Genomic DNA, 13,237 nt, shown 5'->3' with positions numbered 1-13,237 from the left:
CGGCGCGTTGTCCACTGCTGGTTCGTAGCCGCCGGCCCGGCAGATCAAGATCAGCTGCCACCGGAGCACGAGGAGGGGCCGCCGGCGACTCCGGCGGCCCCTCCTCCCCCCTCCTGGTCCCGCCCCCGGGTCCGTCCCTACCGGGGCAGCACCACGACGTACGCGGCCGGTTCGCGGTCGGCCGCCGCCATCAGGGCCGTGCGGACCACCGTCGCCTGCTGCTCCACCGAGTCGCGGAGCTTCCTGGGCGTGATGTGGACGACCGTGATGCCGAGCCGCTCCAGGTGCTCGCGCTTGCGGGCATACTCCGACCACTGCGCCTCGTCGTTCTGCCGGGGCGCCCGGGTGTCCAGCTCCAGCGCCACCGCCTGGTCCGGCCAGTACGCGTCCAGGCCGCCGAGGTAGGGGCCGCCGGGCAGGCGCAGGTCCACGTTCCACACCGGGTCGGGCAGGCCGTACTCGCGCACCATCCGGTACAGGCGGTCCTCCGCGATCGCCCGGCCCTCGGCCAGCAGGGAATCCACCGCGTCCACCACGTGCGGGCGGCTCAGCAGCCGGGCCTGGTTCAGCTCCCGCACCACCGCGGCCGGCTCGCAGTACGCGCCGCGCACCGCCTCCGTCATCAGCCGGCGCACGACGGCGGCGTCCGCGAGGCCCGCCACCGCGTCGGCCAGCGCGCGGGCGACGGGCGCGACGGGCAGGCCGGTGACCTGCTCGGGGGCCGGCAGCGCGACACCCCGGACGATGCGCGCACAGCCCGTCGAGCGCAGCCGGCGCATCCGCGGGACCAGGACGTCGATCGCGTCCAGGGCCGGCAGCGGGGGAGTGGAGGAGAAGCCGTGCAGCGTCAGCGCGGCCAGGCCCGTGATCATCGCCTCGGGGTGGGCGGGGGCGCCGGAGCCGTCCGCGCCGGGCTGGGCTGGAACGCCCGTGCAGCGCTCCCGTGCCGCGTACCTCAGCACCGCGTGCAGTCGCTCCTCGCTGGTCGGCGGTCCCGGGTGGAGCAGGACGACGCCGGGGAGGAGCTGCTGCCAGGGGCCGCCGGGGGTGCACTGCTCGGCCACCTGGGCCGTCGAGACACCGTGCGCGCGGAGCTGCGCGACCGTCATCACCCGGAGCCGGCCGCGGCCGGACAGGTCGTGCAGGGGGCGGGGGGAGAGCGGGGTGTTGTGCGTCATGACCGGCAATTTCCCGCGCCCGGCCCGCCTTTTAACCCCTGTTACAGGCCCGTCGACACATACGGACAATCCGGCACTAAAGGACGGATGTTCGGATGCCGAAACCCCCTGGTCCGTTCGGGTGCGGACCAGGGGTTACGGCTGTGATTGCCTGTATTCCGTAACGGTGACGGAACCCCGAATCTCAGGCCAAAGGTGTCAGTGCCCGGCTACCCGGCCGCCGCGTCGCACGCCTGCCCCCGCAGGGCCCGCGTGCCCGGCTACCCGGCCGCCGCGTCGCACGCCTGCCCCCGCAGGGCCCGCGCCAGATCGTCCCGGGCCTCCAGGACCAGCCGGCGCAGGGCCGGGGCCGCCTCCCGGTGGGACTCCAGCCAGGCGTCCGTGGCGTCGAGCGTCTCCTGGGACTGCTGGAGCGACGGGAACAGGCCCTGCACCACGTGCATCCCGATCTGGATCGACCGGTCGGCCCACACCCGCTCGATCGCCGCGAAGTACTTCTCCGCGTACGGCGCGAGCAACTCCCGCTGTGAGCCCTGCTCGAAGCCCGAGATGGTCGCCTCGACCATGGCGTTGGACAGCGCGTCCGACTCCACGAGCTGCGCCCACGCCTGGGCCTTGACCGCCTCCGACGGGCGGGCGGCCAGACAGCGCACCTGGTGACGCTTGCCGGAGGCGGTGTCGTCCCGGGCCAGCTCCTCGGCCAGCACCTTCTCGTCCACCACCCCGTGCGCGGCCAGCGGCTCCAGGAACACCCACCGCAGCTCCTGGTCCAGATCGAGGCCCTCGACCGCCACCGCGCCCGTCAGCAGGTTCCGCAGCAGCTCGAAGTCGGCGTCGGCGTCGGCCACCCGGGCGAAGAACCGCGCCCACGCGAGCTGGTGCTCGCTGCCCGGCCCGGCCGCGTACAGCTCGCGCCGCGCGCCCTCGGAGAGCAGGCGCCCGGCCGCGTCCCGCCGGCCCGGCGCCGTGTAGTGCGTGACGGCCGACTCGGCCCACGCGTGCAGCATCTGGAGCACGCCGATCTCGGACTCGCGCCCCGCGAACCGCAGCACCAGATCCACGAAGTCCCGCGCCGGGAGCAGCGCGTCCCGCGTCATGTTCCACAGCGCCGACCAGCACAGGGCACGCGCCAGCGGATCGGTCACCGACCCCAGGTGCTCGCGCAGCGTCGCCAGCGAGGTCGCGTCGAAGCGGATCTTGCAGTACGTGAGGTCGTCGTCGTTGACCAGCACCAGGTCGGGAGCCTCGGCACCCGCCAGCTCCGCCACCACCGTCCGCGCGCCGTCGACGTCGGTCTCGGTACGCGCGTACCGCTCGAGCGTGCCGCCGTCCGTCACCCGGTACAGGCCCACCGCCACCCGGTGCGGCCGCAGTTCCGGATGCGACTCGGCGGCCTCCTGCACCACCGCCAGCTCCTCGACACGGCCCTCCGGGCCGAGCAGCACCTGCGGCGTCAGCGAGTTCACCCCGGCCGTCTGGAGCCAGGACCGCGCCCACGCGCTCATGTCCCGGCCGCTGGTCTCCTCCAGCACCGACAGCAGGTCGCCCAGGCGCGTGTTGCCGTACGCGTGCCGCTTGAAGTAGCGCCGGGCGCCCTCCAGGAACGCGTCCTGCCCGACGTACGCCACGAGCTGCTTCAGCACCGACGCGCCCTTGGCGTACGTGATGCCGTCGAAGTTCAGCTTGGCGTCCTGCAGATCGCGGATGTCCGCCGTGACCGGGTGCGTGGAGGGCAGCTGGTCGGCGCGGTAGGCCCAGGCCTTGCGGCGGTTGGCGAAGGTGATCCAGCCGTTGACGAAGCGGGTCGCGCCCACCAGCGAGAACGCGCCCATGAAGTCCGCGAAGGACTCCTTCAGCCACAGGTCGTCCCACCACTCCATGGTGACCAGGTCGCCGAACCACATGTGCGCCATCTCGTGCAAGATGACATTGGCCCGGCCCTCGTAGGACGCCTGGGTCACCTTCCCGCGGAAGATGAACTCCTCCCGGAACGTCACCAGGCCCGGGTTCTCCATCGCGCCCAGGTTGTACTCGGGCACGAACGCCTGGTCGTACTTCCCGAACGGGTACGGGTAGTCGAAGTGGTCGTGGAAGAAGTCCAGGCCCTGCTTGGTGACCAGGAAGACGTCGTCGGAGTCGAAGTGGGGCGCGAGGCCCTTGCGGCACAGCGCGCCGAGCGGGATCTCCAGCGTCGTGCCGTCCGGGAACGTACGGGAGTAGGAGTCCGTCACGTAGTGGTACGGGCCCGCCACCACACACGTGATGTACGTCGAGATCGGCTTGGTCTCGGCGAACCGCCAGACCCCGTCGCCGAGTTCACCGACGCCGTTGCTCCACACCGTCCAGCCCTCCGGCGCCCGCACCTCGAAGCGGAACGGGGCCTTGAGGTCGGGCTGCTCGAAGTTCGCGAAGACCCGGCGGGAGTCGGCCGGCTCGTACTGCGTGTACAGGTACACCTCGCCGTCCTGGGGGTCGACGAAGCGGTGCAGGCCCTCGCCGGTGCGGGAGTAGGCGCACTGGGCGTCGACGACCAGCTCGTTGTCGGCGGCCAGGTCCTCCAGCGTGATCCGGGAGCCGTCGAAGACCTCACCGGGGTCCAGATCACGGCCGTTGAGTGAGACGGCCGTCACACTCGGCGCGATCAGGTCGGCGAAGCTGCTCGCCCCGGGCTCGTTGCAGCGGAAGCGCAGCGTCGTCACCGAGCGGAAGGTGCGGGGCCCGGCGCCCTCGTCCTCACCGACCGCGGACCGCAGGTCGAGGGACACCTCGTACCCGTCGACGCTCAGCAGGGCGGCCCGCTCCCGGGCCTCGTCGCGGGACAGATTCTCACCGGGCACGGGCGGCACTCCTCGTATGTCGTGGGGGTACTGCTGAACTGCACCGATCCTGCCACGTGCCCCTGACACCAGGGGCCGGGAATGACCGGAGCGAGCACCGGCGTTCCCGGAGGAAACGGTTTCCTCATGAGGAGAGACATGTCGGACAAGACCCCCGTCGACTTCTGGTTCGACCCGCTGTGCCCCTGGGCATGGATGACCTCCCGTTGGGTGCTGGAGGTCGAGAAGGTCAGGGACATCGAGGTGCGCTGGCACGTCATGAGCCTCGCCGTCCTCAACGAGGACAAGCTCGACGACCTGCCCCAGGAGTACCGCGAGCTGCTGGAGACCAAGGCGTGGGGCCCCGTCCGGGTCGTCATAGCCGCCCAGCAGGAGCACGGCGCCGAGGTCCTCGGCGACTTCTACACCGCCCTCGGCACCCGCATCCACAACCAGGGCGGGGGCCCCGGCAAGGAGATCGTCGCCGCCGCCCTGAAGGACGCCGGCCTGCCCGCGTCCCTCATCGAGCACTGGGACTCCACCCCCTACGAGGCCGAGCTGCGCGCCTCCCACAAGGAGGGCATCGACAAGGTCGGCCAGGAGGTCGGCACCCCGGTCATCGCCGTGCCCGGCTCCGACGGCGAGCAGATCGCCTTCTTCGGCCCGGTCGTCACGCCCACCCCGCTGGGCGACGAGGCCGGCCGCCTCTGGGACGGCACCCTCGCGGTGGCCTCGGTCCCCGGCTTCTACGAGATCAAGCGCACGCGCACCAAGGGTCCTGACTTCTCCAACCTGTAGGGCTCACTCCGCGGCGTCGGCTCCCGGGTTCTGCAGTTCCTCCGGGAGCCGTCCCCCGCCGCCCGTATGACCCCAGGGCTGATACCACCGGCAGCCCGGAGCGGTGCAGCGCCACAGGTCCGTGCGGTGCGTCCCGAGCGCCTTCCTCTCCTCGGGCTTGAGCTGCGTGAACACCTGCGTGCCGCTGCCGCCACAGGTCGGGCAGTGCTTGTCCTTGAAGAACATCAACCCCTCCTAGCCATCACCGCCAGGTCAGGGAAGTCGGTCACCACCGCGTCGACTCCCAAGCGGTAGTACAGCGCGTATTCGGCGAACGCGTCCCCGAAATCGTTCGCTCCGCTCCCGCGCCGGAACTCTGCCGGCAGGAACTGGTTCTCCGCGCGGAAGGTGTACGGCCCGATCCGCAGCCCCGCCGCGTGCGCGTCCGCGACGAGGGAAGTGGCGGCGACCGACGACTTGTCAGGACCGATCCAGTCCGCGTACTCCGCGATCTCCGCCAGCCCCGCCGGCGTCATCATCTCCTTGTAGGTCCTCCCGGGCAGGTCGTACGGCCCGCCCGTCGTCCCCAGCGCCTGCCACAGCGGCACACCCAGGCCCGTCATGCGCTTGAGGCTCGTCGGCTCGAAGGACTGCACGACGCACTCGCGCCGGCCGAGCCGGTTGCGGCGGATCGCGGCCGCGAGCTTCGGCTCCAACGGCAGCCCGATGGACCGGAAGTACGTCGGGTGCTTGGTCTCCGGGAAGACGGCGATCGTCCGGCCGTGCGTCCGCGACAGCCGCCGCGCCAGCTCCACGACCTCCTGGAAGGTCATCACCTCCTCACGGCCGTCGAAGACCGTGTTGCGGTTGCGGACCTGCGGCAGCCGCTCCACCGCTCGCAGCGTCTTCAGCTCGGCGAGGGTGAAGTCCTCCGTGAACCATCCCGTCACGGCACGGCCGTCGACCGTCTTCGTCGTACGGCGGTCCGCGAACTCGGGATGGGCGGCCACGTCGGTCGTCTGGGAGATCTCGTTCTCGTGCCGGACGACGAGCACATGGTCCTTCGTCGGCACCAGGTCCGGTTCGATCCAGTCCGCGCCCGTCTGCACGGCGTAGGTGTACGAGGCGGCCGTGTGCTCGGGGCGCCAGCCGGCCGCGCCGCGATGGCCGATGACCACCGGGCGCCGCTCGGCGGGTGCAGCGTGTGCGGGTACGGCCGCGACCGTCGGCGTGGCGGCGGCCGCGAGCAGGAGAGATCGGCGTCTCAGGTGCATCCAAGTCCCTCTCGTCGTAAGGGTGTTCAGGTCCTCGCGCGGGCCCGTGCCTCGGCGAGCCGGCCCAGGTGCTCCTCGTAGCCCCGCGTGTAGAACGCGGCCCGCCCCGGATCCGGCTCGACGACCTCCGTCGGCCGCGTCCACACCTCCGCCTCCAGCGGCACCCCGTACCGCTCGGCCGCCGCCAGGACCGCGCCCCGCGCGCCCACCTCGCCCTCGACGACCCGCAGGGGCCGGCCGAGCACATCGGCGAGCAGCCGCATCCAGGCGGGGCTGCGGGTGCCGCCGCCGCAGACGGCCAGGTTCCCGTCGAGGCCCGCCGCCTCCAGACAGTGCCGGGCCGCGTACCCGATGCCCTCGCAGGTCGCGCGGACCAGATCGCCCCGGTTCGACTCCAGGGAGACACCGAGGAGTTCGGCCCGCAGCCGTGGCTCCACGAAGGGGGCGCGTTCACCGGAGGGCGCGAAGTACGGCAGCACCCGGACGCCGTTCGCGCCCGGCGGGGTCTCGGCCAGCAGGCCGTCCACCTCGTCGTGCCGCACCCCCGTCGTCGACAGCACCCAGTCCAGCGCCGCCGTGCCCACCATCGCGGGCATGGCGCGCAGCCAGTGGCCGGGCCGGTCCGTGGAGATGTACAGGCCCGCCGGCTCGCCGGTGAGGTCCAGCTCGGTCGTGGCGACCAGGCTGGCCAGACAGGTGCCGACGATCAGCAGACCGTCGCCGGGGGACGTCACCCCGGCGCCCAGCGCGCAGGCCGGCAGATCGTACGGGCCGTTCGCGATCCGGGTGCCGGACGGCAGGCCCTCGCCCCACGCCTCGGCCGTCGCGACGGGGTCGCTGACCGGGGCGAGCAGACCCCGCCGGTGCGTCAGCCCCAGCAGCTCGACGACCCGGTTGTCGTACGACCGCGTCCGCGGGTCCAGGAAGGGCATCGAGGCGTCCGACACATCCGTCGTCGGACCGGCCCCCGTCAGCCGCTGGAACACCATGTCCTTGCAGTACAGGGCTGCCTTCGCGGCATCCAGCGCCTTCGGTTCGTTGCTGTCCAGCCAGGCCAGCAGCGGCCCCGGACAGCCGGGGAACATCGCGCTCCCCGTCCGCCGGAACACCGTCTCGAACGTGCCGTCGGCCAGCCACCGGTCGACCAGTTCGTGCGCCCGCCCGTCCATCCAGGAGGCCGCCGGCCGCACGGGACGCCCCTCGCCGTCGACCAGCCACACCCCGTCGCCCTGCCCGGTGAGCCCGGCCAGCTCGACCGGCTCCGCCACGGCGGCGGTCAGCGCGCCGAGCACCTCGACGACCGCCCCGTACACCTCCTCCATGTCCTGCTCGACGACCCCGCCGTGCAGCGAAAGGGCCACCGACCGGGATTCCACGGCCAGTTGGCGGCCCGCCGCGTCGAAGGCCGCCGCCTTGACCATGGACGTGCCCACATCGATACCGACGTACATGCGGCTCTCCTCCCGGTCCTCAGGTCAGGCAGTGCGCGAGCGGCTCCCCGCGCACCCAGCGGCCCACCTCTTCGGCGGCGATCCGCGCGGCCTTCTCCGCCACCGCGCGCGACGCCCCGCCCAGATGCGGGGTCAGCACGACACGGTCACCCAGCCCCAGCAGCCGGGACTCCGCCGGCAGCGGCTCCCGCTCGTACGTGTCGAGCGCCGCCGCCGACAGCTGTCCGCTCTCCAGCGCGTCGCACAGCGCGCCCTCGTCCAGCAGAGGGCCCCGGGCCACGTTCACCACCACCGCGCCGGGCGGCAGCAGCCCCAGCTCCCGGGCACCGATCAACCCCCGGGTCTCGGGGGTGAGCCGGGCGTGCAGGGTGATCACCTGGGAGCCGCGCAGGAGTTCGTCGAGCGAGGCCACGCGCAGGCCGTGGATCTCCCCGTGCACATACGGGTCGTACACCAGCACCCGCGCCCCGAACGCGCACAGCACCCGCGCGACCCGGCTGCCGACGGCCCCGTATCCGACCAGCCCGACGGGCAGGTCCTCCAGCTCCAGACCGCTCTGCTCGTACGTGTAGTACGTCGCGCCCTCCCAGCTGCCCTGCCGGGCCAGCGGGTCGTGGGCCTGCGGGATGCGGCGCAGGGCCGACAGCATCAGGCCGACGGTGAACTCGGCCGTGGCGGCGGCGTTGCGGCCCGGCGCGAAGCACACCCGCACATCACGGTTCTTGGCCGCGTCCAGGTTGACGTTCACCGGCCCGCCCCGGCACACCACGACCAGCCTCAGATCCGGGCAGGCGGCGAGCACGCGCTCGGTGACCGGGCCCATCTGCGTGACCAGGACCTCCGCCCCGGCCAGCGCCTCGATCATCTCGTCCTCGGCGTCACTGGCCTCCTGCACCTCGGCGACCGGCCCGAACGGCTCCAGCGGCCAGCCCAGTTCGAGCTCGGTCACCTCGGCCCGCTCCACCTCGCGCTCCACCGCCCGTGTGATCAGCGACGGCAGAACGAAGTGGTCACCGGCGGCCACGACACGCACGCTGTTTCCGTCAGTCATCGCAGGGCATCTCCCGTCTCGGCGTCGAAGACATGGGTGTGCTGGGGGTCGGCGGCGACCCGGACCCGCTCGTCGTGGGCGAGCCGTACCTCGGGGTCGGTGAGGACGACCAGATTCCGTTCGACCCCGTCGAGGGCGAGGGTCGCCAGGCCCGACTCCAGGAGCGGTTCGTGCGCGACGACCCGGGCGGGCAGGCCGCCTTCGGCGGTGAGCGACACGTCCTCCGGGCGGATCCCGACCACGACCTCCCGCCCCTGCTCCACCGGCACGGGCAGCGCGATCCGCACCGAGCCGGAGAGGCGGGCCTCGCCGTCGCCGGTGGCGATGCCGGGCAGCAGGGTGATCGCGGGCTCGCCGACGAAGTCCGCGACGAACAGGTTGGCCGGGCTGTCGTAGATCTCGTACGGCGTGCCGAGTTGCTGGATCACGCCGTCCTTCATCACGGCGATCCGGTCGGCGAGCGAGAGGGCCTCCTCCTGGTCGTGGGTGACCAGGATCGTGGTGTGGCCCAGATCCTTCTGGATGCGCTTGAGTTCACGGCGGGTGGTGTCGCGCTGGGCCGCGTCCAGATGGGACAGCGGCTCGTCGAGGAGCAGCACGTCCGGTTCGCGGATCAGGGCCCGGGCCAGGGAGACGCGCTGCTTCTGGCCACTGGACAGCCCGGCCGGGCGGGCACCGAGGAGGTCGGTCAGGCCCACCCGCTCGGCGATCTCCTTCACCTTGCGGTCGACGTCACCCCGGGAACCGCGGGCGGCCTTCTTGCGCGCCTTGAGCCCGAACGCCAGGTTCTCCGCGACCGACAGCGGCGGATACAGCGCGTAGTTCTCGAACGCGACCCCGATGTTCCGCTGCTGGGCAGGCCGTTCGACCACCGAGTCCCCGCCGACCAGGATGTCCCCGCCGGTCACCGACTCCAGCCCGGCGATCATGCGCAGGGTCGTCGACTTGCCGCACCCCGAGGGCCCGAGCAGCCCGAGCAGTTCCCCGGAACGCAGGCTCAGGTCGATCCCGCGAACGGCATCCACCGAAGGCCGCCCCCGCGACCGGTACGTCTTGCGGAGTTCACGTAGCTCCAGTCCGGTTCCCGTCATGGCCGTCCCCTTTTCCGGGCGTCGGGCAAACCTCGTAACGGACCTTGTGCTCGTCCAGATCCCGCAGTGCCTCCGACGACGCCCCGTCGTCCACCAGGAGCGTGTCGAAGCGGGACAGCGGGACGACCCGGTGCAGGGCGACCCGGCCGAGCTTGGTGTGGTCGATCAGCAGGACGTTCCGTGCCGCCGCGTCGAGCATCGCCCGCTTCACGGACACGATGTGCTGCTCCTGGTGGTAGGCGTAACCCCCGTGCACGGCCGACGTCGACGCGAAGCACACGTCCACGCGCAGCTGCTCGACCGCCTCCACGCAGGACACCCCCAGGAAGGAGGAGTGCAGCGGGTCGTAGTCGCCGCCGAGCGCCATCAGGTGAATGCCCCGCTGGTCGGACAGCAGGTTGATCGCCTCCAGGAAGTTGGTGACGACCGTCAGCGGCGTGACCTCGCCCGTGCGCAGCCGCCTGGCTATCTCCAGGGTGGACGTGGAGTCGTCCAGCAGGATCGCCATGCCGGGCTCCACCATCCGCAGCGCCCGGTCGGCGACGGCGGCCTTCTCTGCCCGCATGGTCTTCAGCCGGTACTGCACGTTCGACTCGAAGACCCCCGACGGCTGCGCGGTCACCCCGCCCCGGGACTTCCGGACGATGCCCTGCCGTTCGAGCTCGTCGAGGTCGCGGTGGATGGTCATCAGGCTCACCCCGAACCGCTCGGCCAGCTCCGCCGCCGTCGCCGAGCCGTCGGCCAGCACCTGCTCGGCCATGGCGGCCTGCCGCGCCGCGGGCCCCTGCTGTCCACCACTGCTGCTGCTCATGATCGTGTCTCTATCCGTCGTCCCGGTCGCTCCGGCCGGTCGGCCTCGAACAGCAGCAGGTTCTCAGGCCGGACCGCGAGCCGTACGGGATCGTCCGCACGAAGGCGTGCCGCGTCCGCCCGGGGCGCCACCAGCGACACCCGCTGCTCCCCGGTCCCGAGCCGGACGGTGACCTCGACGGACCGCCCGAGCACCTCGGTGACGTACACGGTCCCGGTGAGCTCGTGCCCGTCGCCGTGCAGGGCGATGTCCCGGGGCCGCAGACCGACCAGCACGTCCGTGCCCGGCGCGGCCGACGCCCGGACCGGCAGCTCCACCCCGCCGTCCGCCCGCACCCCGCTCTCCGTCACCACCCCGGGCAGCAGATTGATCCGGGGCCGCCCGAAGGCCCGGGCGACCTCCGTGTCGTACGGCGTGTACCAGATCTCCTCCCGGGTGCCCGTCTGCACGATCCGGCCCTGACGGATGACCCCGATCCGGTCGCCGAGCGCCAGCGCCTCGACGGAGTCGTGCGTGACGTACAGCGTGGTGGTGTGCTGCACGGCCCCGATCGCCTTCAGCTCGGCCCGCATCTGCTGGCGCAGCTTGGCGTCCAGGTGGGACAGCGGCTCGTCGAGCAGAAAGGCCCGGGCCGGCCGCACCAGCACCCGCCCGAGGGCGACCCGCTGCCGCTGGCCGTTGGACAACTGGCCCACCGGACGGTCCAGCAGGGCGGAGATGCCGAGCAGCTCGGCGACCGCGCCGATGCGCTGCCGGGCCTCGGCGGCGGGCAGCCGGTGCCGGGGGGAGCGCAGTGGCGAGGCCAGGTTGTCGTAGGCCGAGCGGTGCGGGTAGAGCGCGTAGCTCTCGAAGCACATGGCCACGCCCCGGTCGTACGGCTCCACGCCCCGCATGTCCTTGCCGTCGAGCACGACCGTGCCGGAGTCGGGCTGTTCGAGCCCGGCGATCGTCTTGAGCGTCGTCGTCTTGCCGGCCCCCGACGGGCCCAGCAGACAGAAGAACTCGCCTTCCCTGACCTCCAGTTCGAGCTCGTCGAGCGCGACGGCCTTGCCGTACGCCTTCCGTATCCCGCTCAGCGTGATCACGATTTCACCGCCCCGAACGACAGACCGCGCACCAGATACCGCTGGATCGTCAGCGCCAGCAGCAGCGGCGGTACGACGGACACGAGTGCCGCGGCGGCCGTCAGGTTGTACTTGGGCCGGTCCCCGCCGAGGAAGGACAGCGCGCCCACGGTCACCGTCTGGGCCTCGTTGGAGGTGAGGATCAGCGGGAAGACGAAGTTGTTCCAGGCGAAGATGAAGGCCAGCAGCGACACGGCCGCGATGCCCGGCTTGACCAGCGGCAGGGCGACGCGGAAGAACGCCTGCTTGCGGGTGTAGCCGTCCAGCAGGGCCGCCTGTTCCAGCTCCGGTGTCAGATCGGCGAAGTAGGACCGCATGATCCACACGATCAGCGGCAGCGTGACCAGTTGCAGCACCCACACCATGCCGACGTACGTGTCGAACAGCCCGAGCTTCTGGTACAGCACGAACAGCGGGATGATCACGGTGAGTTCGGGCGCGAAGCGGAACGACAGCAGCGTGAACATCAGGTTCTCGGAGCCCTTGAACCGCCACCGCGCCGAGGCGTACGCCGCCGGCAGCCCCACCACCAGCGACAGCGCGACCGCCCCCACCGACACCACCAGGCTGTTGACGAAGAACCGCACGAACGGGATGCCCTCGCTGTCGCCGAGGACCGTCCGGTAGCCGTCGAGGGTGGGGGAGAAGGAGAAGTAGGTGGAGAAGAGCTGGTCGGTCGGCTTCAGTGACAGGATCACCATCCAGGCGATCGGGAACAGCGCGAAGACGAAGTAGAGGATCAGGGCGGCGTCGCACAGCCACCCCACCAGGCGTTTCCTCATGTGGTCACCTCCGCGGCCTTCCGCTGGATCTTCCCCAGGTGCTTCACCAGCACCATCGCGGCCAGATACACCACGGCCCACAGCACGATCGTGTAGCTGATCCCGAAGGAGTACCGCTGGAAGCGGATGGCCTCGAGATACGCCCGGATCTGGAGCACCACCGTCGAGTCACCCGGCCCGCCCTCCGTCAGGGCGTAGATGATGTCGAACACCTTCAGCGAGTCCATGAACCGGAAGATCACCGCGACCAGCACATACGGCCACAGCATCGGCAGCGTCAGCCGCCGGAACGTGTACCACCACCCCGCGCCGTCCACGGCCGCCGCCTCGAACGGGGAGGTGGGCAGCGACCGCAGACCGGCGAGGGCGAGGATCGCCACGAACGGCGTGTACACCCACACGTCCACGGCGATCGACGACAGCAGCGCGCCCGTCGGGGTGTCGGTCCACTGCACCCCGCCCAGGCCGAAGGGCCGCAGCAGGTGGTTGACCACCCCGACCGACGGCTGGAGCATCAGCTTCCAGATGATCGCCGCGATCACCGGGGCGATCATCAGCGGCAGGATCAGGATCTTCTCCAGGACCCGGCCCAGCAGGGTCGAGCGGTGCAGCAGCAGGGCGACTGCCACCCCGAGCACGGTCTCGACGAGGGCCGCCCCGACCGCGTACAGCACCGTCACCCACGCCGAGTTCCAGAAGGCCTCCTGCGTGAAGACGGTCGTGTAGTTCTCGAACCGCACCATGTCCGGCTGCGGTTTGCTCGCCGAGAAGTCGAAGAGCGTGTAGTACAGCCCGAGTCCGAAGGGGTAGAGGATCCCGCAGGTCAGCAGCAGCGCGGGGACGATCAGGACGTACGGGCGCAGGGTGAGCCGCCACCCCATC

The 13,237-nt window shown here is 71.5% G+C and carries 12 protein-coding genes; 1 reads left to right on the top strand and 11 read right to left on the bottom strand.

All coding sequences use genetic code 11. The annotated features are described in order from the left end of the window. Positions 1 to 137: 137 nt before the first annotated feature. Together OHU35_RS14800 and pepN are read right to left on the bottom strand one after the other, a co-directional pair. Entirely contained in the window at positions 138 to 1,178 is a 1,041-nt protein-coding gene (locus OHU35_RS14800) for a hypothetical protein (protein WP_405505549.1), read from the bottom strand. 260 nt (positions 1,179 to 1,438) lie between these two features. Further along, the gene (gene pepN, locus OHU35_RS14795) at positions 1,439 to 4,015 is read right to left on the bottom strand and encodes an aminopeptidase N (protein ID WP_189723650.1); all 2,577 of its coding nucleotides are present in this window, start codon (positions 4,013 to 4,015) and stop codon (positions 1,439 to 1,441) included. Positions 4,016 to 4,153: 138 nt separating this feature from the next. Here pepN and OHU35_RS14790 point away from each other — a divergent pair, with 138 nt between their 5' ends. After that, positions 4,154 to 4,792, top strand: a complete 639-nt coding sequence (locus tag OHU35_RS14790) for a DsbA family protein (RefSeq protein WP_189723649.1) — start codon at positions 4,154 to 4,156, stop codon at positions 4,790 to 4,792. Between the two features lie 3 nt (positions 4,793 to 4,795). Here OHU35_RS14790 and OHU35_RS14785 read toward each other — a convergent pair whose 3' ends face one another. The 9 genes from OHU35_RS14785 to OHU35_RS14745 are packed head-to-tail and all read right to left on the bottom strand — an operon-like array spanning position 4,796 to position 13,236. Beyond that, positions 4,796 to 5,017, bottom strand: a complete 222-nt coding sequence (locus tag OHU35_RS14785; protein ID WP_189723647.1) for a hypothetical protein — start codon at positions 5,015 to 5,017, stop codon at positions 4,796 to 4,798. Continuing rightward, positions 5,017 to 6,045 carry a glycerophosphodiester phosphodiesterase family protein gene (locus tag OHU35_RS14780; protein WP_189723645.1) on the bottom strand — a complete coding sequence of 343 codons (1,029 nt, stop codon included), beginning with the start codon at positions 6,043 to 6,045 and terminating at the stop codon, positions 5,017 to 5,019. The genes OHU35_RS14785 and OHU35_RS14780 overlap by 1 nt, the downstream gene beginning before the upstream one ends. Before the next feature lie 26 nt (positions 6,046 to 6,071). After that, on the bottom strand, positions 6,072 to 7,496 hold the full coding sequence (locus OHU35_RS14775; protein ID WP_405505546.1) for an FGGY family carbohydrate kinase: 1,425 nt from the start codon (positions 7,494 to 7,496) through the stop codon (positions 6,072 to 6,074). 19 nt (positions 7,497 to 7,515) lie between these two features. Continuing rightward, positions 7,516 to 8,547, bottom strand: a complete 1,032-nt coding sequence (locus OHU35_RS14770) for a 2-hydroxyacid dehydrogenase (protein WP_359894257.1) — start codon at positions 8,545 to 8,547, stop codon at positions 7,516 to 7,518. Next, positions 8,544 to 9,638: an ABC transporter ATP-binding protein gene (locus OHU35_RS14765; RefSeq protein WP_189723639.1), complete on the bottom strand. Its 1,095-nt coding sequence runs from the start codon at positions 9,636 to 9,638 to the stop codon at positions 8,544 to 8,546. Before OHU35_RS14765 ends, OHU35_RS14770 begins: the two co-directional genes overlap by 4 nt. Further along, on the bottom strand, positions 9,610 to 10,449 hold the full coding sequence (locus tag OHU35_RS14760) for a DeoR/GlpR family DNA-binding transcription regulator (protein WP_189723638.1): 840 nt from the start codon (positions 10,447 to 10,449) through the stop codon (positions 9,610 to 9,612). The genes OHU35_RS14765 and OHU35_RS14760 overlap by 29 nt, the downstream gene beginning before the upstream one ends. Continuing rightward, positions 10,446 to 11,534: an ABC transporter ATP-binding protein gene (locus OHU35_RS14755; RefSeq protein ID WP_405505543.1), complete on the bottom strand. Its 1,089-nt coding sequence runs from the start codon at positions 11,532 to 11,534 to the stop codon at positions 10,446 to 10,448. Before OHU35_RS14755 ends, OHU35_RS14760 begins: the two co-directional genes overlap by 4 nt. Then, entirely contained in the window at positions 11,531 to 12,355 is an 825-nt protein-coding gene (locus OHU35_RS14750; protein ID WP_189723635.1) for a carbohydrate ABC transporter permease, read from the bottom strand. The genes OHU35_RS14755 and OHU35_RS14750 overlap by 4 nt, the downstream gene beginning before the upstream one ends. Continuing rightward, the gene (locus tag OHU35_RS14745; protein WP_189723633.1) at positions 12,352 to 13,236 is read right to left on the bottom strand and encodes a carbohydrate ABC transporter permease; all 885 of its coding nucleotides are present in this window, start codon (positions 13,234 to 13,236) and stop codon (positions 12,352 to 12,354) included. Before OHU35_RS14745 ends, OHU35_RS14750 begins: the two co-directional genes overlap by 4 nt. Position 13,237 lies beyond the last annotated feature (1 nt).

Origin of the sequence: Streptomyces purpurascens, assembly GCF_045040895.1 — a bacterium.
GTDB lineage: Bacteria > Actinomycetota > Actinomycetes > Streptomycetales > Streptomycetaceae > Streptomyces > Streptomyces purpurascens.
This window is presented reverse-complemented; position numbering and strand designations above follow the sequence as displayed.